20 protein-coding genes and 3 pseudogenes are annotated in these 26,402 nt (G+C 61.5%); 8 read left to right on the top strand and 15 right to left on the bottom strand.

The features are described 5' to 3' along the window. The first annotated feature begins 15 nt into the window (after positions 1-15). The 3 genes and pseudogenes from RI103_RS24890 (at position 16) to RI103_RS24880 (ending at position 3,256) form a co-directional block, all read left to right on the top strand. Positions 16-1,491: a YncE family protein gene (locus RI103_RS24890; RefSeq protein WP_310818560.1), complete on the top strand. Its 1,476-nt coding sequence runs from the start codon at positions 16-18 to the stop codon at positions 1,489-1,491. A 506-nt stretch (positions 1,492-1,997) separates the two neighbouring features. Further along, positions 1,998-2,393, top strand: a pseudogene (locus tag RI103_RS24885) (porin); the annotation flags it as partial. 212 nt (positions 2,394-2,605) lie between these two features. Then, the gene (locus RI103_RS24880) at positions 2,606-3,256 is read left to right on the top strand and encodes an IS110 family transposase (protein ID WP_310818292.1); all 651 of its coding nucleotides are present in this window, start codon (positions 2,606-2,608) and stop codon (positions 3,254-3,256) included. Between the two features lie 67 nt (positions 3,257-3,323). On the opposite strand, the gene RI103_RS24875 is transcribed toward RI103_RS24880, so the two are convergent. From RI103_RS24875 to RI103_RS24845, 7 genes and pseudogenes are all read right to left on the bottom strand, one after another. After that, positions 3,324-4,532, bottom strand: a complete 1,209-nt coding sequence (locus RI103_RS24875) for a CaiB/BaiF CoA-transferase family protein (protein ID WP_310818291.1) — start codon at positions 4,530-4,532, stop codon at positions 3,324-3,326. Between the two features lie 42 nt (positions 4,533-4,574). Next, positions 4,575-5,387: an oxepin-CoA hydrolase, alternative type gene (locus RI103_RS24870; protein ID WP_310818290.1), complete on the bottom strand. Its 813-nt coding sequence runs from the start codon at positions 5,385-5,387 to the stop codon at positions 4,575-4,577. Positions 5,388-5,391: 4 nt separating this feature from the next. After that, positions 5,392-5,607: pseudogene (locus RI103_RS24865) on the bottom strand (acyl-CoA dehydrogenase family protein); the annotation flags it as partial. A gap of 8 nt (positions 5,608-5,615) precedes the next feature. Continuing rightward, the gene (locus RI103_RS24860) at positions 5,616-6,824 is read right to left on the bottom strand and encodes an acyl-CoA dehydrogenase family protein (RefSeq protein WP_310818289.1); all 1,209 of its coding nucleotides are present in this window, start codon (positions 6,822-6,824) and stop codon (positions 5,616-5,618) included. 11 nt (positions 6,825-6,835) lie between these two features. Continuing rightward, complete coding sequence (locus RI103_RS24855) at positions 6,836-8,017, bottom strand: acetyl-CoA C-acyltransferase (protein WP_310818288.1); 1,182 nt, start codon at positions 8,015-8,017, stop codon at positions 6,836-6,838. 351 nt (positions 8,018-8,368) lie between these two features. Beyond that, a complete protein-coding gene (locus tag RI103_RS24850) occupies positions 8,369-9,280 on the bottom strand; it encodes a LysR family transcriptional regulator (protein WP_310818287.1) in 912 nt (303 codons plus the stop codon). A gap of 439 nt (positions 9,281-9,719) precedes the next feature. Next, positions 9,720-9,866 (bottom strand): annotated as a pseudogene (locus RI103_RS24845) (epoxide hydrolase); the annotation flags it as partial. Between the two features lie 291 nt (positions 9,867-10,157). Here RI103_RS24845 and RI103_RS24840 point away from each other — a divergent pair. Next, positions 10,158-10,937 carry an enoyl-CoA hydratase-related protein gene (locus tag RI103_RS24840; protein ID WP_310818286.1) on the top strand — a complete coding sequence of 260 codons (780 nt, stop codon included), beginning with the start codon at positions 10,158-10,160 and terminating at the stop codon, positions 10,935-10,937. Here RI103_RS24840 and RI103_RS24835 read toward each other — a convergent pair. After that, positions 10,915-11,406: a MarR family winged helix-turn-helix transcriptional regulator gene (locus RI103_RS24835; protein ID WP_310818285.1), complete on the bottom strand. Its 492-nt coding sequence runs from the start codon at positions 11,404-11,406 to the stop codon at positions 10,915-10,917. The genes RI103_RS24840 and RI103_RS24835 overlap by 23 nt on opposite strands. Positions 11,407-11,629: 223 nt before the next feature. Between RI103_RS24835 and RI103_RS24830 the strand changes: the two genes are divergently transcribed. The 3 genes from RI103_RS24830 (at position 11,630) to RI103_RS24820 (ending at position 14,385) form a co-directional block, all read left to right on the top strand. Then, complete coding sequence (locus RI103_RS24830; protein ID WP_310818284.1) at positions 11,630-12,412, top strand: SDR family oxidoreductase; 783 nt, start codon at positions 11,630-11,632, stop codon at positions 12,410-12,412. Between the two features lie 61 nt (positions 12,413-12,473). Beyond that, positions 12,474-13,262 (top strand): crotonase/enoyl-CoA hydratase family protein, encoded by a 789-nt coding sequence (locus RI103_RS24825; protein WP_310818283.1) that lies wholly within the window; start codon positions 12,474-12,476, stop codon positions 13,260-13,262. Positions 13,263-13,404: 142 nt separating this feature from the next. Continuing rightward, positions 13,405-14,385 (top strand): nitronate monooxygenase family protein, encoded by a 981-nt coding sequence (locus RI103_RS24820; RefSeq protein ID WP_310818282.1) that lies wholly within the window; start codon positions 13,405-13,407, stop codon positions 14,383-14,385. A 255-nt stretch (positions 14,386-14,640) separates the two neighbouring features. Here RI103_RS24820 and RI103_RS24815 read toward each other — a convergent pair whose 3' ends face one another. The 5 genes from RI103_RS24815 to gltA form a co-directional block, all read right to left on the bottom strand. Further along, the gene (locus tag RI103_RS24815; protein WP_310818281.1) at positions 14,641-17,622 is read right to left on the bottom strand and encodes a hypothetical protein; all 2,982 of its coding nucleotides are present in this window, start codon (positions 17,620-17,622) and stop codon (positions 14,641-14,643) included. 442 nt (positions 17,623-18,064) lie between these two features. Further along, entirely contained in the window at positions 18,065-18,409 is a 345-nt protein-coding gene (locus RI103_RS24810) for a hypothetical protein (RefSeq protein WP_310818280.1), read from the bottom strand. Between the two features lie 312 nt (positions 18,410-18,721). Further along, the gene (locus RI103_RS24805) at positions 18,722-19,462 is read right to left on the bottom strand and encodes a DUF2278 family protein (protein WP_310818279.1); all 741 of its coding nucleotides are present in this window, start codon (positions 19,460-19,462) and stop codon (positions 18,722-18,724) included. A gap of 39 nt (positions 19,463-19,501) precedes the next feature. Continuing rightward, positions 19,502-21,775 carry an amylo-alpha-1,6-glucosidase gene (locus RI103_RS24800; RefSeq protein WP_310818278.1) on the bottom strand — a complete coding sequence of 758 codons (2,274 nt, stop codon included), beginning with the start codon at positions 21,773-21,775 and terminating at the stop codon, positions 19,502-19,504. A 226-nt stretch (positions 21,776-22,001) separates the two neighbouring features. After that, a complete protein-coding gene (gene gltA / locus RI103_RS24795; RefSeq protein ID WP_310818277.1) occupies positions 22,002-23,300 on the bottom strand; it encodes a citrate synthase in 1,299 nt (432 codons plus the stop codon). A gap of 436 nt (positions 23,301-23,736) precedes the next feature. Between gltA and RI103_RS24790 the strand changes: the two genes are divergently transcribed. Beyond that, positions 23,737-24,138: a hypothetical protein gene (locus RI103_RS24790; protein ID WP_310818276.1), complete on the top strand. Its 402-nt coding sequence runs from the start codon at positions 23,737-23,739 to the stop codon at positions 24,136-24,138. A 119-nt stretch (positions 24,139-24,257) separates the two neighbouring features. Here the strand turns inward: RI103_RS24790 and RI103_RS24785 are convergent, their stop codons facing one another. Together RI103_RS24785 and RI103_RS24780 are read right to left on the bottom strand one after the other, a co-directional pair. Next, complete coding sequence (locus RI103_RS24785) at positions 24,258-25,046, bottom strand: alpha/beta hydrolase (protein ID WP_310818559.1); 789 nt, start codon at positions 25,044-25,046, stop codon at positions 24,258-24,260. Positions 25,047-25,310: 264 nt separating this feature from the next. After that, on the bottom strand, positions 25,311-26,363 hold the full coding sequence (locus tag RI103_RS24780) for a rod shape-determining protein (protein WP_310818275.1): 1,053 nt from the start codon (positions 26,361-26,363) through the stop codon (positions 25,311-25,313). Positions 26,364-26,402: the final 39 nt, after the last annotated feature.

Here is a 26,402-nt window from a genome sequence, read left to right as displayed (position 1 = left end):
GCCCAAGGAGCAATGATGAAACGCCAAATTTTCACCGTTGTGTTGTCCGCCGCCGGGTTGGCCGCAGCGCAGCTCGCCGGGGCCGGGCAGGCCCCCGGATCGTTGTCCGATCCGGATATTCCGGTAAGCCACCACGACCGCGTTTACGCGGCAGAACAGTTTTCGAATACGGTGTCGGTGATCGATCCGGCCGACAACAGGCTGCTCGGCCTGATTCGCCTCGGCGACCCGTCGCCGGGCAATTTCAGTCCGTTGTACAAAGGCCAATTGCTTGTGCACGGCATGGGTTACTCACCGGACCATCGCACGATTGCGGTTGTCTCCATCGGATCGAACTCAGTTTCATTCATCGACACGCAGACGAACGCCGTCAAGCACGTCACCTATGTTGGCCGCTCGCCTCACGAGGCTTTCTTCACTCCCGATGGAAAAGAAGTCTGGGTGACCGTACGAGGTGAAAACTACGTCGCGGTACTCGACGGGGGGACGTATGAGGAGAAAACACGCATTACCGTTCCGGCTGGCCCCGGCATGCAGATCTTCTCGCCGGACGGAAAATATGGTTATGTCTGCTCGTCCTTCAACCCGGAGACTGAGGTGGTTTCCGTGGCCGACCACAAGATCGTCGACGCGGTCAGGCAGGCCAGCCCCTTCTGTCCGGACCTCGTCGCGACGCCAGACGGCAAGCAGGTCTGGTTCACACTCAAGGACGTCGGCAAGGTCCAGGTGTTCGATGCAACGCCGCCATTCGCGCTGCTCAGGACGCTCGACACGGGCCCGATCACGAATCACGTGAACATCGTTCATAACGCCAAGGGCACGTTCGCGTACGTTACGGTCGGAGGCCTGAACGTTGTCAAGGTGTTTCGAACCGACGATTTTTCGCAGATCGCGACGATTCCTGTCGGCAACTTACCGCATGGGCTCTGGCCATCAGGTGACGGTAGCCGCATCTATGTCGGTCTCGAGAACGCCGATGCGATGATTGCTATCGACACACTGACCAACACGGTCATCGCAACTGTCCCCATTGGCCAGGCGCCGCAGGCTGTTACCTATGTGCCGAATGCGGTGCCGAAAGGTGATGGTACGCAGAACCTGCAGCCGCTCGGCCTGGCGGGTCAGAGTGCCCACATTGCACTGGTGCCGGTGGGATTGGGCAAGCCGGGGGACGCCGCAAATGCACCTACAACTGTCGCGTTGTTCGACCAGGGGCTCGTGCAGGTTCTCCAGGCCGCTGTCACCGGCCTGCAACCGAAGCAGGCCTATGTGCTGGGCCTGGCCGATAATCCTGATGGCACCGGTAACGTACAAGTGCTTGCGACCTTCATGTCAAATCCGGCCGGCTCGGCGATCGTCAATGCGCTCGGCCAGATTCGCGAACTGGTCACGCCAGGAGCGAGCACTGCCGGTGACAAGCGCCGCTACCTCGTGGTCGCGCCACAAGTGTCGGGCAAGCCGGCGGCTCCAGTTCAGGTGCAGTCGCTATAATCGCGTCTGCCACCGCGTGATTGCTCTGCGAGGATGGACGCGGCGGCAGCAAAGGATGATGGCACCTTGCGGTGCGTGTGCCAGCTGGTTTATCGGACAATACGATCGAAGCCTTTATTCTGCCAGCAGTGTTAATGCCGGCCAGTGTGTTGGGACACATCTCACCCCTGCTGGGTAACGTGGCCGATGTCCAGCGACCACCCATTTATCGGGCAAGCGCAAATTTTTGCGCCGACAGGTCGTGCGCGGCGCTCTCGGAAAGCCAAAAAATCATCTGGACGGTCAGACGATGCTTATTGGCGCCGGTTTGTTTCGGCGTCATCGACGCGCGCCCAAAGAACCGGCCCTTCATCTGGCAAAACGACGGCTTTTTTAATTCCCGTTGTGCAGTGCAGCCCCGCGGCCACCGGTCCGCGCGCGTACTCGCAGTTCCTCAATGAACCTCCACGGCCGGTTGCTACCCAGTCTCGTCTCGATGGGACATTTGGTCTGAACAGCTCCCGATGGGGCTGCGCGGAACGGAGGATCTCGGTGGTGGCGTCAGAACGGTGTTCGTCCTCAAGAACGGCTTCGAATTGAATAACGGCCGCCTTGCTCAGGGCGGCGCGGAGTTTGGACGGCAAGCGTTCGTCGGTTTTGAGACTGACCGCCTTGGCACCATCACATTAGGCCGGCAATACGATAGCGTGGTCGATTACGTTGGCAAACTTGAGTTCGGCGATTCAAATCTTGGCACCGCGCACTCTGCTCACCCGGCAGATCTCGACAACTTCAACAACAGTAGGCGCACAAACAATGCAGTCAAGTACCGGAGCCCAACTAACGCGGGGCTAAGCTTTGAGGGCCTTTACAGCCTCGGCGGCGTACCGGGTTCGCTGGGACAGAATCAGGAATATTCGGTCGTTTGCCTACCGTACTGCCGCATCGTGATGGCATCAGATCCCAGGCTATCGCGCCGCGATTCGTCAAGCCGTTCGTCAAATCCCAGAAGAACGATCGAAACGATGCGGAGGCGATTGTTGAAGCCGCATCCCGGCCGACAACGCGCTACGTCGCAGTCAACAGCGTTTAGCAGCAAGACATCCAGTCCTTGCACCGCATTCGCAGTCTGCTGATGCAGGACCGCATCGCGCAGATCAATCAGATTCAAGGACTGCTGACTGAATACGGTGTGGTCATTGCGCAAACGCCCCTGAAAGTGCGGACACAGCTCGCCGCGATTATCGATGACGAGCACAATGAGATGACAGGACTGACCCGAACAATGATGCGCGACATGTACGAGCGACTTGCACTGCTCGACAGGCAGATCGCGCGGTATGACGAGCTGATCCAGCAAGTGCACAGGGCATTGCCCGCAAGCCTGCGTTTGGAGAACATCCGGGGTGTCGGACCGATGATCGCAACCGCCGTCATCGCTGCGGCCGGAAGCACCTCCTGGTTTTCAAATGGGCGGCAGTTTGCGGCGTGGCTGGGCCTGACGCCACGTCAACACTCCTCAGGCGGAAAAGAACGCCTGTTCGGCATTACGAACCGCGGTAACGGGTATCTGCGAATGCTGCTGGTACACGGCGCGAGGTCGGTTGTTCAGCAAGCCGTAAAGCATACAGACAAACGTTCCCGATGGATACACGAGGTTCAGGCGCGACGCGGGACAAACGTCGCCGTCGTAGCATTCGCGAACAAGATAGCCAGAACGATCTGGGTATTGCTCGCACGCGGTCAGGCCTGCCGATTGTCGCCGGCGGGCGTGCCGAAGAGCTAGGTGACAGCATTGGAAAAAGCACGCTGGCTGATGAAACGATCCTCTAATCGTGAGGCGCAATGCACCGTCAGACGACGCCTTCGGCCTTCAGTTGTGAAAGTCGTTCGTGGGACAACCCGAGCAGTGAGTGGAGAACCTCGTTCGTGGCTTCCCCGAGTTGTGGCGGGGTGCTGCGTACAGGCAAGCGTGCGCCGTCGAAGCGGTAAGGCGGAGCGAGCACGTGCGTGCTGCCGGCCTCGGGATGCGCGTAAGTCGTCACGAGCCCGGCCTCTGCCGCGCGCTGCGAAGTGAGCGCCTCATGAAGGCCTAGCGCCTCTCCACAGGGAATGCCGGCCCGGGTCAGACGCTCCAGCAGGACCTCGCGTTTTCTTTTGGCAATCTCGCGCTTGAGTTCGGGCACGAGTACCTCGCGGTTGGCGGCCCGCACGATGTTCGTGCGGAACCGGTCCTCGTCGACCAGATCGGGGCGTTCGATCACTTCGCGACAGAAGCGCTCGTACTGGCGGTTGGTGCCGACCGCGATGACGAGCGGTCCGTCCGCGGCGTCGAAAACGCCGTAGGGCACGATCGAAGGATGCGCATTGCCGTAGCGCGGCGGGTCCTCGCCCATGATCATCGACTCCAGCCCGTAGTACGAGGTGATCATCAAGCCGCAATCGAAGAGCGCCATCTCGATGTGGCGTCCCTTGCCGGTCTTCCGACGTTCGAAGAGTGCAGCGAGCACTGCCTGCGCGGAGTACATCCCAGTGAACAGGTCGACGGCAGCCACGCCGAATTTGAGCGGCGGCTGATCGCGTTCGCCGTTGAGCGCCATCAGCCCCGCCTCGCCCTGCAGCACGACATCGTAGCCGGGACGTGCCGCTTCCGGTCCGCGGCGGTCGTAGCCGGAGATCGAACAGTAGATGAGATCCTCGCGCCCTTCCTTGAGCCGCTCATAGCCGAGGCCGAGCTTTTCCGCGCCGCCGAACTTGAAGTTCTGAATCACGACATCGCTCTGCTGCGCCAGCTCGCGTGCAATTTGTTGCCCCTCGGCGGTTTGCAGGTCGAGGCACACCGAACGCTTGTTGCGGTTCACACTGTTGAAATAGGTCGTTTCGGTGGCGCCGACGCGCAAACCCCAATCGCGTGTGTCGTCACCGCGCTTTGGGTGCTCGACCTTGATGACTTCCGCGCCGAGATCGCCGAGCACCATGCCGCACCAAGGTCCGGCAAGCACGCGTGATAGATCGAGAACACGAACGCCGGCGAGCGGCAAAGAGGAATTCAGGTTCGACATGGCAAATCCACAATGACAAGGGTGGTGACGAGCGCGGCACGTCTACTGCGAATGCACGGTCGGCGTGCGACGCAAGGTGGAGAAATCGGGGGGGCGTTTCTCGAAGAAGGCGCTAATGCCTTCCGCCGCCTCGTCGTCACCGAGCGACTCAGTCATGTACCGGGCTTCAAGGTCCAGTTGGGCTTCGAGGGTGTTCTCACCGGCGTGACGGCATAAGATCTTGATCCGGGCGATCGCGCGCTCTGGCCCGCTCGCGAGCGACTGTGCCATGGCGATTGCTTCCGAGAGTACGTTGCCTCGCTCGACGAGGCGATTTACGACGCCGAGCGCGTGCATGCGTTCGCCCGTGACCGGTCTGCCCGTCAGACAGAATTCGGTCAACAACTGCCGGGAAACAAACCCGGACAGCAACGCGGTAACGCCACCATCGGGCGAAAGGCCGACCTTTACGTACGCCACAGAGAATGACGCATTGGGAGCGGTGAGCAGCATGTCGCACGCCAGTGCGATCGACAAGCCCGCGCCTGCCGCCGCTCCTTCGACTGCCGCGATCACGGGCTTGCTGCAGTCGCGGATCGCGCGAATCATGTCATGCAGACCTTCGATGCCCGCGCGCCGCTCGGGCGGTGTCATGGCGCGCCGTTGCGCGAGCCGGTTCAGATCGCCGCCTGCGCAGAAGGGTCCGCCCACGCCCGTCAGCACGATCGCGGCAACGCCGGCATCGCGCTGCGCCTCGTCGAGCGCGGCCGGAAGAGCCTTATACACCTCGGGCGTAAGCGCATTGCGCGCGGCCGGGTTGTTGAAGGACAGCACCTGAACCGCGCCGTCGCGGTGCGCAAGGATGGGTCCATTCATGCCGTTAGCTCCTGCCCAGAGTGATATAGCGTTCGAGATGGTGATCTTCGTCGCCGAGTTGATGATCGATCATCACGAGGCGCTTCGCGTAGTGGGCAAGCGGCAGCTCTCACGTCATGCCGATGCCGCCGTGCATCTGGATGCATTCCTCAGCAACGCGCGCGCCGATGCGCCCGATCGTGTACTTTGCCGCTGATAGCGCGCGTTCACGTGCAACTCGGCCCTCGCTCAGCGCCCCAGGATCATCTTCGAGATGATGTTCTTCTGGATTTCGTTGGAGCCGCCGAAGATCGACAGCTTGCGGTTGTTGAAGTAGAGCGCGGCGGCGCTCGCGGCTTCCTTGGGGCCGACGCTCGCCTCGTCATAGCCCTCGTGCAGCGCTTCCTCGATGAACGGCTGCGCGTGCGGTCCCATCGCGCGGCGCATCAGCGACGAGAGCTCCTGGCGAATCTCGGTGCCGCGAATCTTGAGCATCGACCTTTCCGCACCCGGCACGCCGCCGCCCGCCACCGCGGCGATCACGCGCAAGTTCGTCGTCTTCATGTTTTCCAGGTCGATTTCGACGCGGGCGAGGCGCGCCGAAAAAAGCGGATCGTCGGCAAGCGGACGGCCGTTGCGCGTGACCTTTGTCGCCGCCCGGCGCAAACGCGCCAGCGTCGCGACCGAAAATCCGACGCCCGCGATGTTCGTGCGCTCATACGTGAGCAGATATTTCGCGACCGTCCAGCCCTTGTTCTCCTCACCCACGAGATTGGCCGCCGGCACTCGGACATCGGTGAAGAAAACTTCGTTGATCTCGTGCTCGCCTTCGAGCGTGATGATCGGACGCACTTCGACGCCCGGGCTGTTCATGTCCACGAGCAGGAAGCTGATGCCCTCCTGCTTGCGCACGTCGGTTGCGGTGCGTACGAGGCAGAAGATCATGTTCGCGTGCTGGCCCAGCGTGGTCCAGGTCTTCTGGCCGTTGACGATATAGTGCTCCCCTTCTCCGTCGATGCCGCGCACTGCGGTTGTCTTCACGGACGCGAGGTCGGAACCCGAACCCGGCTCCGAATAGCCCTGGCACCACCAATCGGAGCCATCGAGAATGCGCGGCAGCCAGTAGCGCTTCTGCGCTTCGCTGCCGTACTTGATGAGCACAGGCCCAAGCATGTTCACGCCAAACGGCACGATGCGCGGTGCGTCCGCAAGCGCACATTCATTTTCGAAGATGAACTTCTGCACGGCATTCCATCCTGGGCCGCCATATTGTTCGGGCCAGTGATTCGCGAGCCAGCCCTGTTCGTTCAGGATGGCATGCCATTCGGCCATGTCGGCGCGTGTGAGGCGCAAGCCGCTGCCGACCTTGCGGGAAAGCCTCTCGGGAAGCTTCTCTTTCAGGAAGCGCACGACGCACGCGCGAAAGGCTTCTTCCTCAGAAGTGAATTTCAGATCCATGACTGCATTTCTCAATAGATTTCGAAGAGCCCGGCGGCGCCCATGCCGCCGGCCATGCACATCGTGACGACGGCGTACTTCACGCCTCGCCGCCGTCCTTCGATCAGGACATGTCCCGCGAGCCTTGAGCCTGTCATGCCGAATGGATGCCCGATAGAAATGGCGCCACCGTTCACGTTGAGCCGTTCAGTCGGAATCTCCAGACGCCGCTGGCAATAGACCGCCTGCGATGCGAACGCCTCGTTGAGTTCCCACAGGCCAATGTCGTCGATCGTGAGTCCATGACGCGCGAGCAGCTTGGGCACGGCCAGCACCGGACCAATGCCCATTTCATCGGGCTCGCAGCCCGCGACCGCGAGGCCGCGAAACGCACCAAGGGGAGAAACGCTGGCCCGCTCGGCGGCTCTCGCGTCCATCATCACGCAGGCGGACGCGCCATCTGAGTTCTGCGATGAGTTGCCCGCCGTGATGAACTGATCGGGTCCCTTCACTGGAACAAGTTTCGCGAGTGCTTCGTACGTCGTGCCGGGACGATTGCAGGTGTCGGCAGCGACCGTTACCTCGCGGTATGTCGCGACGCCCGTTTCCTTGTCGGTGACTGCCATCGTCGTCGTGACCGGCACGATCTCGTCGATGTAGCGGCCGGCGCGCTGCGCGTCCGCGGTCCGCCGCTGGCTTTCCACCGAGAAACTGTCCTGCGCCTCGCGGCTGATGCCGTAGCGCCTGGCGACGATGTCGGCGGTGTCGATCATCGTCATGTAGAGCGCCGGCTTGTGCTCGACGATCCACGGGTCGAGCCCGCTCACGCCGTCTTCGCGCGTGCGGATGCCCGAGATGCTTTCGACGCCTCCGGCGATCATCGCAGGCGCACCGTCGACAACGATGCGACCCGCAGCCATCGCGATGGCCTGAAGGCCCGAAGCGCAGAAACGGTTGACTGTGGTACCCGTGATCGACAGCGGCAAGCCCGCACGGATCACGGTCTGGCGCGCGACGTTGCGCCCGGTAGTGCCTTCCGGATAGCCGCAACCGAGGATCGCGTCCTCGATCAGTTGCGGGTTGATGCCCGAGCGTTCGACGGCGGCGCGCACGGCGAACGACGCGAGCGTGGGACCGGGTGTGATGTTGAATTCGCCGCGATGCGCTTTGGTCATCGGCGTGCGCGCGGTGGAAACGATGACGGCTTCTCGCATGATCTGGGTCCTCAAGCTAAAACGGGGGATGGAAGAATCGAACGGTTTAGGCGGCCAGGTTGAGGCTTTGGAGTGTCACGCCCGATTCGACGACATCGACGACGAGCGGCAACGGACGTGAGAAGACAGGATCGTCCTGTGCGAACTGGCGGATGTCCTCGAGCACCTTCGCGACGCCGATTGTGGTCCGCCACGATTGACGTCGCGGGAAGCTTCCGGGGGCATCGCCCTTGTCTCCATCTGTCTGGTATGGGGCGATTGTGGAAGGCCGCGATCGCGCTGACAATCCAGGTGGCGCTTGACGGCCCGTTAACTATAAGTTGACGATCAATCGGCTATGCAACGGCCTCTTCATGCCCAGGTTTGCGCAAGCGAGACAATCTCAGCGCGCAGATAGTCGATGAGCGCTTGCGTCGCCGGCGACGGATAGCGATTGGGCAGTGTCACGATATACAACACGTTCTGTGGTCCCGCGACACGATATTGCGGCAGGATGCGCAGCAGTCGAGGGCTCGTGGGCGCATATGCCACATAAGCAGGAAGAAGCCCAATTCCTATGCCGTCACATACCGCCTCGGTAAGAAACGGATAGTCCGAAGACTGCAGCGCGGGTTGCAACGTGATGGCGTGGACCTCGGCCTCGTCGTGTCGATGCGTGAGCGTCATCGTGATGCGCCGGTCAGGATGCGGCGATGCCACCAGCGATTGTCTTTCGAGGTCCGCCGGGCAATCGATCGGGCCGTGTTTTTCCACGTAGCCGGCGGACGCATACAGTTGCCAGTCGATTGCGCAGATATTGCGTGCCACACAATCCAGCGGAGGCGTGCGAGTGATTCTCAGCGCGACGTCGACTTCCGCCTCGATGAGATCTTCGATCCGGTTATTGAACGTGACATTGAGCGTGATACCCGGATGCATGTGCGCGAATTCGAGGAGTTTCGCTCCGATGAACATCCTGCCGAAGCCAGTCGGCACGCTGATGCGAACACGGCCGGTCAAGGTCTGCCCGAGGCTGTCGATCGATGCCCGAGCCGTGCTCAGGTCTTCCAGCATGCGCTGTCCGCAGTCGTACAGCGTGTGACCGGCTTGCGTGAGTTCGAAGCTTCGTGTCGAGCGACGCAGTAGTTGGGCGCCCGTTTCACGTTCCAGCAACTTTAGCCGCTGACTGATGTTCGCACGCGTCATGCCCAGCTTGCGCGCTGCGGCGCTGAGGCTGTTCGATTCGACGATCTCGACGAACAGGCCGATGAGGTTAAGGTCCATGGTCCGTGTCCGGGCTGTTCAAGTTTTGGGGGAATGCGACACGTGCGTGCAGCGCCTCAATGCCGTGAGCCGTCCAGTCAGAGACCTGTCTGCGCGACGCGGCGAAATTGCGGGAGCCATTGATATGGATTCGGGCATTGTGTCACTGCCAACTCTAATCGAATTGGCAATGTATTGATGATCAATCGGTCAATTGCTTCCGTACTCGCGTGGAGCCACGCGTGATGGGATGTAGCGAAGTGCTTCAAGAAGACGCGCACACGCGAGTTGCGGCGCGAGATCGACGCAAGCCGCGCCGACTCGACGAGTCGAGTGTCGAATGCCGATTTCCTCAACCACCGCACATCAATCGCCCTGAAGGAACGGCGCATCGTCGTCATGTTTCGTGAGCCGGCGACTGCAGTGCGGCGCGCGAAATGGTCATCGCACGCGATGCGAACTCGTCAGGAAAGACGCTGACGGCGACGGGGGTGGTGACGTGCTTAGGCGCGAAGAACTGCAACTTGTTCTCCCAATACAGGCGAGCCGATGAAACGCCCGTATTGGTCAGCCAATAGAGCGTGACGTTGTCGAGGACGTCGTCACGACCGGTGGCGCTGCCGCTGCGCGCTGGCCGTCGGCGTTGAACCATGTTCCTGGCCGCTGTGCCGCAATGCTGGACACGACAGTTGCCGCGCGAGTGCCCGAAATACCACAGCTCGTGCAACCTGGCAAGATGTCGCCGCCGCGTTGATGTCAAGTTTCAGTTGACAGCTCGTCAACTTTTCGCGGATGCGTCTCGCACGCGAACGGATTTATACTTCGCATGCGAACTTTAAACGCGATGGCGTTCCAGAGGAAATACCTCTCGACGCCGCCAATTTCAGGAGACAAGCTAATGACCGCAGAAATCAAAGTTGAGCTATCAGGAAGTGGTGTACTGGCCGTCACGATTGCGCGACCGGATAAGAAAAACGCGCTCACTAACGATATGTATGGCGCTCTTGCAGATGCCATCGCGAGCGCCAATGATAACGACGAGATTCGTGTGTTGTTGATTCAGGCCGATGGAGACACATTCACAGCCGGCAACGACGTCTCGGAATTCGCAGCGCAGTCGACGGGCAACGGCCCGAAAGAACGCAACGTCACCCGCTTTCTGCGAGGCCTGGCGAACGCCACGAAACCGATCATTGCCGCAGTCCAGGGCAAGGCCGTCGGAGTTGGAACGACCATGTTGCTCCATTGTGACTATGTGCTCCTCTCCGAAGAGGCGCAATTGATCACCCCCTTCGTGAATCTGGCACTCGTTCCCGAAGCTGCCTCAAGCTGCCTGCTTCCCTTGCGAATCGGGCATGTCAAGGCATTCGAAATGTTCGCCCTCGGGCAAGCCGTTCCTGCAAACGTTGCAGTTGCATGGGGTATTGCAAATAAGGCTGTCTCCAACGCGGAACTCCGTGCAGAGGCACGCCGTGTTGCCGAGAATATTGCTGCCAAGCCCATTGGATCGCTGACCGCGATGAAGCGACTGATGCGAGACGCTGAGAAGCTGGTCGCTCAGATGGATTGCGAAAGCGCCATCTTCGTGGAGCGACTAGCCAGCGCTGAAGCGAAAGAAGCCTTCGCGGCGTTTGCCCAAAAGCGCCAGCCGGATTTCACGAGAATCGTTCGGCAATAGGACCGTTACGCACCAGGGGCACCGTCGGTGTCCCCTGGTGCGGATCCTCGTCAATGGCCAGGGACTTCTCCTGCAAACTTGTCAGCCATCGCACTACGATGTCGATCTCGGACGCTGTAAACCCTTCGGTCAGCCGCGCATTCAATCGAGCGAGAACTGCCTTCGAACGCTTGAGTGCAACGCGCCCGTCTTCCGTCAGCCAAAGCCGCGACGCGCGTCGATCGAACTCATCCGCATGGCGTTCGATCAGACCAGCCCGTTCGGCTCGATCAACCAACCCACTCATTCCCGGCGCCTTGAGGTCAAGGGCTGCCGCCGCTTCAATCGTGAGGGCACCGTCGTTCTTTGCCAGAACAAAGAGCAGACCAGCCTGCGCTGCTGTCACTCCACCGGCGGCTGTCCTCGCCTGCGACCACCGATGTAGGCGCCGCTGACCCACATCCAGTAGATAGACAAGCCGATGATCCATTTCCGAAACCTCGTTCTACGTTCCAGTCGTCGGAGCGTCTATAGATCAATAATTCGCGTGCGAAATATAACATGAGCCGTACCCCGACTTCCCGTGCGCGAAGCGACGGCTGTAATGCCCGAACCGGACGAACCTGGCATTGATTTGGGAGACTACGAGGTGCTCTTCTCCGGCATCTACATCCCGCAGGATGTTCGTTCCATCCATCAACAAGGAAACTGCAATGACTGCTGTGGCGGATCTTTTCAACCTGAAGGGCCGAACGGCCCTCGTCACCGGCGGGTCCAGCGGCCTGGGCCTGCAGATTGCCGAGGCGCTTGGCACGCAAGGTGCCCGCGTGGTGATCTCGGCGCGCAAGGCGGACACGCTTCAGTCCGCACAGGCGCATCTGGCCGGCCTGGGTGTGGACGCAAGCTGGATCGCGGCAGACAATGGCAGCGAGGAAGAAGTCGAGCGCCTTGCCAACGAAACGATGGAACGCCTGGGCAAGGTCGACATCCTCGTCAACAATGCCGGCGCCACGTGGGGCGCAACTACGGCTAACCATCCGCTTTCCGCCTGGGACAAGGTCATGAACTTGAACGTACGGGCGATCTTCCTGCTCACTCAGCAGATCGGGAAGCTGTCGATGATCCCCAATCGCTATGGCCGCATCATCAACCTCGCCTCAATTGCCGGCCTCAGGGGTAACGGTCCCACGAGCCAGCCGACCATCGCTTACAACACGAGCAAGGGTGCGGTGATTAATTTTACCCGTGGGCTCGCCGGCGAATGGGGGCCGTACGGCATCACCGTCAATGCGCTCGCGCCGGGCATGTTCCCGTCGAAGACGACCAGGGGAACGATCGAGAAGGTCGGCATCGAGAAACTGTCGGAACGCGCGCCCCTGCAGCGCATCGGTGATGACGACGATCTCAAGGGCGCAGCCCTGCTATTCGCCAGTGACGCAGGCAAGCACATTACCGGCCAGATTCTTGCCGTGGACGGCGGCGTGACTGCCGTCTGATTTCATCCGGCTATATCCAATCCATCCGAAGTAACAATCCACCCAAGCGAAGGAGACGTTCATGAGCAACGCAGCAACGACGCCCGAAGTCCGCATGACGATCGAGGACCGTATCGCGATCATCTCGGTCGACAACACAGCCAGGAAGAACGCCTTCACCCCGGAGATGATGCAGCAGCTCTCGCAGCGGCTGACCGAGTTCGACGACGACGACAACCTGTGGGTGGCAGTTCTCGACCCCGCCGGCGAACACACCACTGCCGGCCTCGACATGCCTAAGTTCTTCGGCCCGACCGCCACGGCAAAGCCGATCCCCGACGACCAGGTCGATCCCTTCGGTCTGGGCAAACGCTGCCGCAAGCCGGTGATCTCGGTCGTCCATGGCATTACCTATACGATCGGCCTCGAGCAGATGCTGGCGTCGGACATCGTGATTGCAGCCGACACCGCTCGCTTCTGCCAGATGGAATCGAAACGCGGCATCGCGCCGCTGGGTGGCGCGCACTATCGTTACCTTACCCGCACGGGCTGGGGCAATGCGATGTACCACCTGTTCCTGTGTGACGAATTCTCCGCTGAGGAGGCATACCGCTGCGGTTTCGTCCAGGAAGTGCATCCATACGGGCGGCACCGCGAGCGTGCGATGGAGATCGCCCGGGCGATCAGCAAGGTCGCGCCGATCGGCCTGCGTGCGACCAAGGCTGCGGCTCTGACCTATATCGAGCACGGCGAGCAGGCAGCGATTGCCGTCATCCCGCAGATTCGAGAGGAGGTCTTCGCGTCGGAGGACTTCAGGGAAGGGGTCCAGTCCTTTGTCGAGCGTCGCGAGGCCCGCTTCACGGGGCGGTGATCCTGGTGGTTCACACGGGAATTGCCACTGGTTTCGATCCTGCGGCAGCGCATAAAAGCGGGCGCGGCTTGATGGCATCGCCGGCCCGGTTCTGACGGGTATCCCAGCGTATAACTATCCATCCATTCAAGAGAGATTCGCAATGAAGACGCAGATCACGGAATTGTTCGGCATCGAGCATCCCATCATCCAAGGCGGCATGCACTACGTAGGATTCGCGGAACTGGCTGCCGCGGTGTCCAATGCGGGCGGCCTGGGCATCATTACGGCGCTGACACAGCCCAGCCCGGAGGCGCTGGCGGGAGAGATCCGGCGCTGCCGGGACATGACCGACAAGCCATTCGGCGTCAACCTGACTTTCCTTCCGGCACGCAATCCGCCGGATTACCCCGGCTATGTGCGCGCGATCATCGATGGCGGCGTGAAAATCGTCGAGACCGCTGGGAACAATCCGCAGAAGTGGCTGCCCATGCTGCAAGAAGCCGGCATCAAGGTGATTCACAAATGCACATCGGTGCGGCATGCACTGAAGGCCGAGAGCATCGGCTGCGATGCGGTCAGCGTGGACGGCTTTGAATGCGGGGGCCATCCCGGCGAGGACGATGTCCCCAACTTCATCCTGCTGCCCCGTGCCGCGGACGAGCTCAGGGTACCGTTCGTCGCCTCGGGCGGCATGACCGATGGTCGCTCGCTGGTGGCGGCACTTGCCATGGGCGCGGGCGGTATCAACATGGGCACGCGCTTCGTGGCGACCCACGAAGCGCCGGTCCACCGGAAGGTCAAGCAGGCCATCGTCGCGGCAACCGAACTGGATACGCGGCTCGTCATGCGCCCGCTGCGCAATACCGAGCGCGTGCTGAACAACGCTGGGGTCGAGCGCCTGCTGGAAAAGGAAAGGCGGCTCGGCGCCGACATCGCCTTCTCGGACATCGCGGACGAGGTAGGTGGCATCTATCCGCGTGTCATGAAGGACGGCGACCTGGACGCCGGTGCCTGGTCGTGCGGCATGGTCGCCGGACTCATTCATGACATCCCCACGGTCGGCGAGCTGGTCGAACGAATCATGCACCAGGCCGAAGAGATTGTTGCAAAGCGGCTTCACGGAATGCTGTCGCCGGCGTGAACATTGGTGATGCCAACAATCACATCCCGGTCAAAATGACGGCCCGCGAACAGTTCCTCCAGACTCTTCAGCTTGCTCATCGGCGGCTCTCAATTCGTTCATACCGACACCTTGACCGATTCGCCCCCGCGCTATTTGCACCAGAGCCGCCTGAAACAGCCTGGAGGGGTTTCCCGTTCTTGATGTGCTCCTTATGACTGGATCAAGGCGTCTAGTAAAGTCGCTCATCGAATGCTACGCGACGCACCTGGTCGCCTAGTTTTTCCAGTGCGTTGCGTAACGCTGCACGATGTCGTGCGGCAGAACGCCGAAGGTTTGCTGCGGACCGTTCCGCACCTTGTAGACAGTGCTTGGATCGGTGCCCGTTGGCGTGACCCAGACGAACTTCTCTTCATTGTCCTCGTCGCGAATTTCAACCAGGATGTCGTTTCCGCTGACCGGTTTCCCGTAGACCTGGGCCACTTCCTGCGATGACATTGCCGGCGGCATCGCCTTGATGTCAAACGGCTCGTGCCTGCTTTTCTGATCCACGACCGGATTCCCGTACTTGTCCTGTCCGATCGTATGGGCGGTGTTGACGCTCGGCCATGGGTCCAGGATCACAGCGCCCTTGCCATACCTTGGATCGCGCGGGTCGCCTATCAGCACGTAGGTGTGGTCCTCGCCGCCGCTTGCGTGGACCATCAGGACTGGATGGTCCTTGATTTTCGCGCCTGCCTCGCGAAATGCGAGCTCGCAGTTTTCATCGCAATTTCCCGCGCCGTATTTCGTGATCTGCTCGGGCTCGGGGGCAGCGAAGCCGCTCTGGCCTCGCAGCGTTTCGACGCGCGCGAAGCTCTCGCCGTCGGTTCGCACGATATCCCAGTCCTGATTGCCGGAGCCGTGAGGGAGCGCCTTCTTGACAGCTGCGAGAATGTCCTGGCTCGTTTTCAGATTTTTAAACGTCGTGCTGTCGACCTCGACGACCTTGCGTTCGTAACCGTGGAGATTGAGAGTGGCGGGATCGAAGTGGTCGGTGACGCTCGACTCCGGAATTCCTGTGAGCTTGTCGCGGTCCTTGGTCCAGCGATCCATCGTCTGTCCCAGTGTTTCCTTCGACGACGTGCCCGCTTGCGCGCCAGATGCTTCGGGATGCCATGTATCGTGGACTTCCCATTTTCCGCTTACCGGGCTCGGGCGTACCGGATATTGCTGCTGGTCGGTATCGTTCTGCTTGTGCACATGCCATTGGTCCCGTGCTTCGTCGTAGCGGACCGGATATTTGTTGCCTTCGATGTCCACAAAGCGCTGTCCGCTCTCGTCGACGAACATGCCGTCGGTCGGCGTTTTCGATACGGTGCCCTGCGGTTTGTAGACATATGCGTCCGGAATCCGCGGCGGTGCGCCGCCCTTCAAGCCGGAATCCGGATTCGGCTCCCAGTTTCCGTGCTTGTCCAGCCGCACGGCATACGTTGGCTTGGTCCCGCCTTCAGGTGAGGTCACACGCCACGTTCCGTTATCCTTGTCGTAACGCACTGCATAGGCTTTGTCGTGCTGCTGGATATAGGCCTGCCCCTCGCCGTCGCGGTAAATGCCAGGGAACTTTGGATCGGCCGTGAGCGCGCCACCCGGTTTGCCCGTGTAGGTATCGGGTACACCCGGAATGCCCTGCGCCACCTTGCCTTCGCCACTGGGCACGCCATGCTCGCCGCCGGCACCTTCACCCGTACCGCGGCCTTTTCCGGCCAGCCCGCCTTCGCCACTGGCCCCGCCACGCTCAGCGCCTGCACCTCCATTCGTACCCTCGCCTTTTCCGGCCAGCTTGCCTTCGCCACTGGCCCGGCCACGCTCGCCGCCCATACCCTCATCCATACCATTGCCTCTCCCGAGCGGCCCACCTGGAATTTTCGCTTCTCCGAACAGTCCGCCCAGCACACCCGACATGATGTCAACGCCCGCTTTCTCGTCGGAGGAAAGCGAGTTCGCCGGAACGATCAGGTCGGTGAACATGTTCACACCGGGAATCAAGCCGACCGTGAACCGTCCCAGCACATCTTCGGTCCGCTGTTGCCACAGGGGCTTTGGCGGCGTGTGCGCATCGAGATACTCCTGCTTGATCGGCCCGTGCTGGCTGGCGGCGTGATACATCTGCTCGTCCGCGCCAACGCCTTGGTTCGCCTGCTGGTAGCGATCCTGCAGTTCGGCCCCGTAGTTGCCTATGTGCAGATCCCCGGTATCCGTCTTCGTGATGTCCGGAAGCGGGGGCGGCAGATTGGGCGTCCGCCGGAATGGATCGCTCTGGATTGCCGTGCGCGCCCACTCGGTTCTGGTGGATGCGTCGTCCTGCCAGTTCTTGATGTCCTTGAAACGGCCGGGGTCCTTCTGCATCAGATACTGGAATTCCTGCGCGTTGGTCGGCGACGTGAAGGCTTTCTGGGAAAACATCTGCAGTCGCGTGAACGAACCCGTATTGTCGTGGTTGCCGAACGGCGTCGCAATATTCACGCTTTTTGCCGCATCCAGCGCCTGGGATAACTTATCGTCCGCGTCCTTCCATTTTCGGTCAGCTTCGATCCGGGACTGCTGGGTCTGGCTGGCAATCTGCCGCTGCATGGTGTGGCGTACTCCGGCTGCCTCACTGAAGGCGGCCTCGCGCTGCTGTGGCGTCTTCGCCTCGTTGAACTGCTTGCCATATTGCGCGAGCAAGGCTTCCCGATATTTGCCCGCTGAACCCAGGTACTGTGAACCGAATGGTGCAGTAAATTCCTGTTGCTCACGCTGCACCGGATCGCTCATGACTTTCTGGTACGCGGCATCCAATGGTTTATCCACGGTGTCGTTTTCGGCCCGAGCAATCTTCTCGCGGTCCGATTGCGAGGTCGCAGATTCGTACGAGTTGACGCCCTGTGCCTGCATGCCGTTATATCGGCCCTGGTCCTTTTGTGGTAACGCTGCAATCTTTTGTCGGGTGGAAATCTGCTCGTTTTCGAACTTGATCGCATCCTCCGGCATACCACGCATGTTATCGGTCTGCAGGTCCTGCATACTCTTCACATTCGTGGCGTCGTCCGGATAGCCTTTGCCGTTCTCATACCGGTCGATCAGCTGACGTGCTTCCGTTGGAGACGGCTGGGATTGCTGACCATTCTGCGCTTGCTGATTCCCCTGCGCTTGCTGATTTCCTTGGGCTTGCTGACTATCCTGCGATTTCTCGCTGGGCCATGTATCGGAGCCCGCACTGCTGACAGAGATGGACATATGCTTACCTCGTTTCGCTGTTGGGAACGTACACGCCAAAGCGCGCACATGCCTATGACAGCAAATCCTCGAGGATACGAGGTCATACAATTTGATATTGGTGAGATCTGATTTGGGTGGGTATGGGCCGTGCCGATCATGTTGCACAGTCGTTGGCGTACACAATGTAGCGCTTGTAAATCGACTGCCTTCTGGCTTCTGTCTTCAGTTGCGCGACGCGTCGCGGGACGGAAAATCGTGCCGGCAAACGCCTCCACGTCGTCCATGTCTGACTTGTTGGACTCGACAAACCGCCTGACGAACTGCGCGGGAACTATCGTGACCTCGTGACCGGAGACCGCGGCCTTTCGTGTAACCCAGTTACCGCCGGGGCAGCCCTCCATCCCGACACCGCAGGTGAGATACGAGCGAGACTTCCATGAGACGCTCACACGCCGCGTGCCTAAAGCGCCTCCTGGCACAACGACATCATTCTTTGCACCATGGTGCTTGCTTCGTTCAGTTCCATCTCGTTCGTGAAAAGGGCATTGACGCTGGATAGACGCACCACGATACCGGCATCCAGCAGATCCCGACTCGCGATCTTCAGCGCGAGTTGCCCGATCCTGACGCGGTCGAGCCAGTACATCTTCGCATCTTTTTTCGTAAGCCAACGACGGCAGCACTCGACGACATGGTCGACGCGCCATTCCTGTGTCAGCGCGTACGATGCCACCGCAATCGCCACGAGGTAGCAAAGCAGTTCTGGACGCGCGCTGTCGACGTCATTGAATTCGGGTTTGAGCATGGGTTGTGGACCTCAGATTCTGTTTGTCCTGTCTTCGATGCGTGTGTGCTTTTGCACTGGGAACAATCTGCGCGTAAAGCAAACGAGGCGGCCGAACTGGGCGCCTCGTCGCACCCGTTCTGGCGTGCATAAGCCAAAAGTCTACGCCAATTTGCGCGCGACCTAGTAGTCAAGCGTCGATATGCATTCAGATGACGCAGCAACCCTCGCTTGCAGATTCGGCGGCCTTGCCGGCGCACATCTGATGAAACACGCCGGAGTCGTTGACGCGACCCCGAAAATACATCGAGCGTTCACAAACGCCGCACCACGTCAGCGCAGAATCGGATGAGACGTGCCGGGAATCGGCCAGCCGCGATTATCGGTCGGCACGAGCTGCGTCTGGAACGCTACGAACAGCGCCTGAAAGCGCCCATCCACTTCGACCATCACGGCGCCGTCCTGAAACGTGCCGTTCTCCGACGAGTGGTCGCGCGCGTGGCTGCCCGGCTGCGGCTTTGGATTACCCTGATTCATGTGCGTCTCGTGCAAGCCGTCGTGTTCCGGCTCGAACAGGAAGCCGAAGCCATACACCGTGACAGGCTTCGAGGGCTGCCAGCCGCGCCGTTTGTCCTGACCGCTCTTGCCCGTGTACACGAATTCAACGGGCGCCGCCGACATATCCAGTTGCAGCATATCGTTGACGAGCGCGTTGATGTCGTTGTGCTCGGCCGCGGTATCGAGCGTGATGGGCCGCATCGTAGTGAGATCGACGAGGCGCGGATCGTGCACGTAGTCCAGCTTCGGAAAGCCGGACTGCGCGAGTCCCGCCGGCAGCTTCGCGAGGTCCGCCACCATCGGATGATCGAAATACTGGTTCCACGAATAAAGCACGTTGTAGCCGGCGGCCCCGGCAAGCGTACTGTCGGACTTCACATTGGTGACGATTTCGAACTCGCCGCCGCTCTGATCGTCCGCCACGATCACATAATGCGGATCGCCTTTGTAGCCGTCGAGAAAGGGCACGCCGAGCTTCAGCGCACCCTTGAAAAGGACGTAGACGTTTTGCGCCATCGCCTGGCTCCGTCGAAGGTTGAAAGTTGAGCCGTCGCCTCAGAGCAGCGCGATCACCCGCACGTCGCCCTGCTCCGCCGACGCCACGACCTTGTCGCCGATGCGGCGGAACGTGATCGACACCGACGCGTCGCCGACGCGCAGATCGCCGATCTCGAGCCAGTCGATGCCTTCGGGCAGCATCGGCTGTTCGATCAGCACCTCGCGCCGCTCGGCGTCGATCGTGATGCCCAGACACGCTTCGAGCATCATGAACGGCGAACCCGCTGCCCATGCCTGCGGCAAACAGGCGACCGGATAGGCAGTGGGCGGCTCGCCGCGCCGCCGTGGGAAGCCGCAGAAGAGTTCCGGCAAGCGCATGTCGAAATTGACCGCTGCCTGGAACAGCGCCTGCAGCAAACGCACGGCCGCCGCCTTGCCGCCGTAGCGCGCCAGGCCGCGCGCGCACAGCGCATTGTCGTGCGGCCAGACCGAGCCGTTGTGATACGCCATGGGGTTGAAACGCGACTGGCTCGCGGCCAGCGTGCGCACGCCCCAGCCGGTGTGGAACAACGTGGAGTCGAGCGCGCGCACCACCGATTCGCCGCGCTCGCGCGAAGGCAGACCAAAGGCCAGCAAGTGACCGGCGTTCGAGGCCATCACACGGCACAGTTCGCCATGGCCGTCGAGCGCGATGCCGTAGAAGCCGGACTCTTTCATCCAGTACTTTTCTTCGACGCACTGGCGGATTTTTTTCGCGCGCTCGCTGTATTGCGCCGCCGAATCTTGCAGGCCGCGCAGCTTCGCGAAGTGGGCCATGGTGTCGAAGGCGGCGCTCGCATACGCCTGCACTTCGACGAGCGCGATCGGGCCATCGGGGAAGCGGCCGTCGGCGTGGAAAACGGAATCGTGACTGTCCTTCCAGCCCTGATTCGCCAGACCGCCGTCCGATTCGCGCTGATAGTCCAACAGGCCGTAGCGGTTCTTGTCGCATACACCCGCGACCCACTGCGCCGCGCGCTCGAGCGCCGGCCACAATTCGTCGATCAACGCGAGGTCGCCCGTGCGTGCCGCATAGGCGCCGGCCAGCACGATGAACAACGGCGTGGTATCGACGCCGCCGTAGTACAGCGCGAACGGCACTTCGCCGGTTGCGGCCATCTCGCCCTTGCGCATCTCGTGCATGATCTTGCCGGGCGCGGCATCACGAAACGGCGCGTTCTCACGCGCCTGATGCTCGGCGAGAAAGCGCAACACGCCCGCGGCCAGCTGCGGTTGCAGCCACAGCGTCTGCAGCGACGTGATGACGGCGTCGCGGCCGAACGGCGTGGAGAACCACGGAATGCCGGCGTACGGATAGGGACCGGTCACGAGGTCCGTGGTCAGCAGTCCGAGGTCGGCGAGCGAGCGGTCGATCCATGCGTTGAAAAGCGGGTTGCTCGAACGCACGCGCGCGGTGGCGCGGCGGCGCTCACGCATTACGAGGTGGGCGTCGACGAGCGCGGCGCGCACGGCCGCGCGGCCGACACGCGGGCGCTCCGCGTCGATCTGCGACAGGTGGGCTTCACTCAACGCATGCGTGGGCTGCGAGACGCCGGCGCTGGGCTTGTCTGACTCCGCCACGACCCGCACCGACACCGACAGATAAATCGACACGCACGCCTGCGCCGGCAGCTTGACGGTGTAGTCGGCGCGGTCGGCGAAAAGTTTGTCCGGTTCCGGCGAGAAGGCAATCTGCACATTGCGCGCCACGTCATCGAGGCCCACATAACCGAGCAGCACTTCCCGATTCTCGACGCGCGCCGGTTCGACACGGCCCTGCTTGTCGCGCTTCAGGCCGCGCACTTCGAACATGTCGCGGAAGTCGCTGGCAAACGAGATGGACAGCGGCACCACGGCATCGCTCGTGCCGTAGTTGGTGAGTTCGATGGCTTCGTTGAGCACGGTGCCTGACAGCACCCGCACGCGCTCGACGTGGATCACGCCTTCGGGCGTGCTGTCGCCGCCGAGCGGCGGCAGCGGACGATTGGTCAGATGCGCGGTGAACGAGGTGTTGTCGCTGCTCACGCTGCCCGAAAGCAGCGACGGCGCACGTCCGCCGAAAGTGAGGCGCAATTGCGAGAGAACACGTGTGTCGTTGACGAACAGGCCGTCGTCATGGCCGGTGATATCGCCGAGCGGATCGTTGACGATGAAGGTGTCGCCCGACTTCAGCACGTGCTGGGTGGCGCTCGCGACATTGAGGTTTTCCGTCGGGATGAATACGCCGTCCGGCTCGGGTTCGCGGTGGTCGATTCCGCCCGAAAGGCCGCCGAGGGCTTCTGGCTGCTGCATCAGGGTCACTCCTATGGGTTCGCTTCTGCGTTCAGTGTCACATTCGGTTGGCGCGGGTGTTGCCCGGTCGCTTCCGATTGTAGAGGGTCTGCCCGCATCAGACGAACTTATCACATGGGAGTTTCGTTTTTTCCAGTGGCACAGGACGTGCAGAGGGAATTGCGCGGCGCGCCTCGCGAGAGCGCCGCGCGGACGTCGGGCGGGTGGCCGCCTCGACGCCTGGCGCTTAGCGCGTCGCCAGCGGCTCGGCCTTGCGTTGCGTCGCACCCACGAAGAGCTGACGCGGACGGCCGATCTTCTGTTCCGGATCGGCGATCATTTCGTTCCACTGTGCAATCCAGCCGACCGTGCGCGCCATCGCGAAGATACAGGTGAACATGGCGGTCGGAATGCCCAGCGCGCGCTGCACGATACCCGAGTAGAAGTCGACGTTCGGATACAGCTTGCGCGACACGAAGTATTCATCTTCCAGCGCGATCTTTTCGAGTGCCATGGCGAGCTTGAACAACGGGTCGTCGTGCAGGCCCAATTCTTCCAGCACTTCGTGGCAGGTTTCGCGCATCAGCTTCGCACGCGGATCGTAATTCTTGTAGACGCGGTGACCGAAGCCCATCAGCTTCACGCCGGAATTCTTGTCCTTCACCTGCGCGATGAATTCGGGGATGTTGTCGACCGAGCCGATTTCTTCCAGCATGTTCAGCGCCGCTTCATTCGCGCCGCCGTGCGCCGGGCCCCACAGACACGCGATACCCGCTGCGATACACGCGAACGGATTCGCGCCCGACGAACCGGCGAGACGCACGGTCGACGTCGATGCATTCTGCTCGTGGTCCGCGTGCAGGATCAGGATACGGTCCAGCGCGCGCACCAGCACGTCGTTGACCTTGTACTCTTCCGCCGGGTTGGCGAACATCATCCGCATGAAATTCGCGCTATACGACAGGTCGTTCTTCGGATAAACGAACGGCTGACCGACCGTGTACTTGTACGCCATCGCCACCAGCGTGGGCAGCTTCGCGATCATGCGGATCGCGGAAATTTCACGATGCTGCGGATCGTTGATGTCGAGCGAGTCGTGATAGAACGCGGACAACGCGCCGACCGCGGCGACCAGAATCGCCATCGGGTGCGCGTCGCGACGGAAACCGCGGAAGAAGAAGTGCATCTGGTCGTGCACCATCGTATGCTGCGTGACGTTCCTGACGAACTCTTCCTTCTGCTTCGCATCCGGCAATTCGCCCTTCAGCAGCAGGTAGCAGGTTTCGAGGAAGTCGGCGTTCTGCGCCAGATTGTCGATCGGATAACCGCGGTACAGCAGCTCGCCTTTGTCGCCGTCGATATAAGTGATTTCGGAGTTACATGCCGCCGTGGACATGAAGCCCGGGTCGTACGTGAACTTGCCGGTCTGGCCGTACAGCTTGCGGATGTCGATCACGTCCGGTCCGAGCGTGCCCTGATAAATGGGCAGATCAATGGTCTGGTCGCTGTCGGAAAAACGCAGCGTTGCGTGTGTCTTCGAGTTCATCTACACGTTCCTTTTACTTTCACATCGCACACATGCCGGCATGCTCGATCGTCACAGGGCGCTTTGGCATGCTCAGGCTCCGCTTGGCATTCTAAGGTCCAGCAGGCCTCGAATTGCGACGATTGACCGCAACAATGCATCTCGGTTGGAGCAACATTCGTTGCCGGCATTTCCTCTTACAAGGCTCGAAGTCGGCGCCAGACAGGCACCGGCTCGACGCGGGCAAACCGGCTGCGCCGCGTCTGCGCGAACTGCCAGCCAATTGAAAGTTGAGCGCTTACTGCAACAATGTTTTGCGGCAGCCACGCTGCGAAGCCGAGGGTGCATCTGCGATACTGCATTCGTGTTTTGCTTCCCCTGCGAACACATCGCTGTGTTTGGCCCGCCGTACTACGGCGGGCCTTTTTTGATCAGCCAGAAGAACCGGAAGGACCACATGAACGCCTCTCTCGAAACGCTGTTTCCGGATCACGTCCACACTGACGAGAACATCGTCAGCGCGTTGAATCACCAGGACATCGTCGTCGCGTTGTCGGCGGCGCTGAAGACGCAGAACGTGGCGGTATTGCATATGCTCTACCCGCGCACCGACGCGCGCACTCACCGCAGCCTCGATACGCTCGTGAACGTGTTGCACGGTCACGGCCTGCATGAAGTCGCCGATCTGCTCGCGCAGGAAGCGCACTATCTGCTGTTCAAAGACCCCGTGAAAGCGTGGAAAGCCTTCCACGAAATTCGCAACGACTCGCTCGCGATCGGCGTGCATCTGTACTATCACGGCCTCGTCGGCGAAACGGCGGAACGCGCGCTCGATAAAGACGCGCACCGCAAGGCTTGAGGTTGAGCGTTTGAAGCGTTACGGGGGTCGAGCCAGCCCGCGGATCATCGCCGCGAGCGCGAGCGCCCCGCACGGCGTCATCGTGCATTCATTGCACGTTTATTACGTGTGCATTGCGCTCACTGCGTGCTCATTGAACGAATGAATTCGTCGACGTAGCGATTGAACGCCGACGGATGCGCGAGGTTCATTCCGTGCGACGCGCCACGCACCGTTTCGCGTCGTGCATCCGGCATCCACGTTTGCAGCGCGGCCACGGTACGGCGAAACATGTCGGGACTTTTTTCACCGTCGATCAGCAGCACCGGGCAACGCACCTCGGCGGCCTCCTCGGGAACATACGCAGGCAACGGGTCGCGGAATTGACGCGCGAGGGTGTGCGCATTGTCGGTCGCCATACGGCGAAAGCCCGGCGTGCTCATCGCCCAGAAACCGGGCCGGCTGACCGAGTCGACGAACAGTTGCAAGCCGGCCTCCACTGCCCCGCTTTCAATCAGTTGTGCCGCTTTCGCGCGCAACGCATTGGCCGTTTCCGGCAAACGCGCGGGCGGACGTCCGGCAATCTGCAACGGACCGCCCGGATCGGCGAGCGTCAACGTCCGCACCAGCTCAGGATGGCGTCGCCCGAAATGAAACGCCACGCAGCCACCGCGCGAATGTCCGACCACGTGCGCCGGCCCCGCGCCGAAACGCTCGATGAATTCAGCCACTTCGTTGGCATGCTCGCTCCAGCTGAACGGCAGGCCGGGTTCGGTATCGACCGCCGGCCAGTAGTGCGTGAGACTCACTGCGACACAGCGATAGTGTTTCGCCAGGCCCGCGAGTTGCGGTTGCCAGTAGCGGTAGTCGCACAGCGAGCCATGCACGAACAGCAGCACTTCGCCCTCGCCGGCTTGCACGTAAGGCATGCGCGAACCGCTTCGCAGTTCGATGAAAGACGACGCAGAAGACGAAGCGGCAACAGATTGATTCACGAGTGGTTCACGGGCAGCGCGGCAATGCCCGAGTGCGGCGCAGCCGGCTAGAAATGGAATGGAGAGCGACTGTGCATCCCTGAATTTGGGAAGCGAAGCGTATTGTCACATAGCCAGCCGGTCAGCGTGGCGGCCTGCTTCAGCGAATGGACGCGACCGTTCCGACCGCGCCGGCAGCGCGGCAAGCCGCGCGCGAAATCATTCGTAAGCGAATTCGTCCAGCAGACCGGCGGCGGCCGCCGTGCCTGCGCCGCGCACCGCGCACGTCAGCGGTTCGTCGGCGACGCGCACGTCGAGGCCGATTTCGCTCGTCAGGCGGCGGCTCAGGTTGCTGAGCAGCGCACCGCCGCCCGTCAGCACGATGCCGTTGTCGGCGATGTCGGTCACCAGTTCGGCCGGTGCCGCTTCGAGCCCGCGCTTCACCGCGCTGATCACCTGACGCAGCGGCCCCTCGATCGCATCGGCGATATCGTGGTTGCTCAGTTGAACCGTGCGCGGCAAGCCGTCGTCGGCGCTGCGGCCGGTCGCGTTCATATGTTCGTGCGGCACGTCGCGCACGGCTGTGCCAATGCTCTTCTTGAGGTGCTCAGCGGTCTGTTCGCCGAGCAGCACGCCGTACAGATTGCGTACGTAGTTCACGATCGCCATGTCGAAACTGTCGCCGCCGACGCGAATGGAGCCGCTGTAGGCCATACCGCCGAGCGCGATCACACCGACTTCCGTGGTGCCTCCGCCGATATCGACCACCATCGACCCGTTCGCTTCCGACACCGGCAAACCCGCGCCGACCGCGGATGCCAGCGATTCGCCGATCAGGCTCACCTTCCACGCGCCGGCCGCCACGGCCGCTTCCTTGATCGCGCGACGCTCGACCTGGGTCGCGCCGGCCGGCACGCACACGGTGAACGCGGCACGGCGGCTGAACAGCGGCCGCAGGTGCGCCATGTCGACGAATTGCCGGATCATGTGCTCAGCGGCGGAGAAGTTGGCGATCACGCCGTGGCGCATCGGCCGCACGGTTTCGAGGTTTGCTGGCGCGCGGCCCAGAAGCTGACGCGCCTGAGTGCCGACGGCGGCAACACGTTTCGGCCTGTCAGCGGCCTCTTTCTGGAAGCACACCACGGACGGCTGATTCAGCACGATACCGCCGTCGTCGGTATAGATCAGGGTGTTGGCCGTGCCGAGGTCCACCGTCACGGAATGACGGAACAGGCGATCGAAAAGCGGGTAATGCGGCGTCGGTCTGGCCATAGAAAGGCTCTGTTATGTCGTTATCCGCCCGTACCGGGC

Source organism: Paraburkholderia sp. FT54 (assembly GCF_031585635.1).
GTDB lineage: Bacteria > Pseudomonadota > Gammaproteobacteria > Burkholderiales > Burkholderiaceae > Paraburkholderia.
The sequence above is the reverse complement of the archived record's forward strand: the minus strand, read 5'-3'. Positions and strand labels throughout refer to the sequence as shown.

Coding starts and splice junctions, on each gene's coding strand:
- RI103_RS24890 (WP_310818560.1), top strand. CDS start 16: ATGAAACGCCAAATTTTCACCGTTGTGTTGTCCGCCGCCGGGTTGGCC.
- RI103_RS24880 (WP_310818292.1), top strand. CDS start 2,606: ATGCAGGACCGCATCGCGCAGATCAATCAGATTCAAGGACTGCTGACT.
- RI103_RS24875 (WP_310818291.1), bottom strand. CDS start 4,532: ATGTCGAACCTGAATTCCTCTTTGCCGCTCGCCGGCGTTCGTGTTCTC.
- RI103_RS24870 (WP_310818290.1), bottom strand. CDS start 5,387: ATGAATGGACCCATCCTTGCGCACCGCGACGGCGCGGTTCAGGTGCTG.
- RI103_RS24860 (WP_310818289.1), bottom strand. CDS start 6,824: ATGGATCTGAAATTCACTTCTGAGGAAGAAGCCTTTCGCGCGTGCGTC.
- RI103_RS24855 (WP_310818288.1), bottom strand. CDS start 8,017: ATGCGAGAAGCCGTCATCGTTTCCACCGCGCGCACGCCGATGACCAAA.
- RI103_RS24850 (WP_310818287.1), bottom strand. CDS start 9,280: ATGGACCTTAACCTCATCGGCCTGTTCGTCGAGATCGTCGAATCGAAC.
- RI103_RS24840 (WP_310818286.1), top strand. CDS start 10,158: ATGACCGCAGAAATCAAAGTTGAGCTATCAGGAAGTGGTGTACTGGCC.
- RI103_RS24835 (WP_310818285.1), bottom strand. CDS start 11,406: ATGGATCATCGGCTTGTCTATCTACTGGATGTGGGTCAGCGGCGCCTA.
- RI103_RS24830 (WP_310818284.1), top strand. CDS start 11,630: ATGACTGCTGTGGCGGATCTTTTCAACCTGAAGGGCCGAACGGCCCTC.
- RI103_RS24825 (WP_310818283.1), top strand. CDS start 12,474: ATGAGCAACGCAGCAACGACGCCCGAAGTCCGCATGACGATCGAGGAC.
- RI103_RS24820 (WP_310818282.1), top strand. CDS start 13,405: ATGAAGACGCAGATCACGGAATTGTTCGGCATCGAGCATCCCATCATC.
- RI103_RS24815 (WP_310818281.1), bottom strand. CDS start 17,622: ATGTCCATCTCTGTCAGCAGTGCGGGCTCCGATACATGGCCCAGCGAG.
- RI103_RS24810 (WP_310818280.1), bottom strand. CDS start 18,409: ATGCTCAAACCCGAATTCAATGACGTCGACAGCGCGCGTCCAGAACTG.
- RI103_RS24805 (WP_310818279.1), bottom strand. CDS start 19,462: ATGGCGCAAAACGTCTACGTCCTTTTCAAGGGTGCGCTGAAGCTCGGC.
- RI103_RS24800 (WP_310818278.1), bottom strand. CDS start 21,775: ATGCAGCAGCCAGAAGCCCTCGGCGGCCTTTCGGGCGGAATCGACCAC.
- gltA (WP_310818277.1), bottom strand. CDS start 23,300: ATGAACTCGAAGACACACGCAACGCTGCGTTTTTCCGACAGCGACCAG.
- RI103_RS24790 (WP_310818276.1), top strand. CDS start 23,737: ATGAACGCCTCTCTCGAAACGCTGTTTCCGGATCACGTCCACACTGAC.
- RI103_RS24785 (WP_310818559.1), bottom strand. CDS start 25,046: ATGCCTTACGTGCAAGCCGGCGAGGGCGAAGTGCTGCTGTTCGTGCAT.
- RI103_RS24780 (WP_310818275.1), bottom strand. CDS start 26,363: ATGGCCAGACCGACGCCGCATTACCCGCTTTTCGATCGCCTGTTCCGT.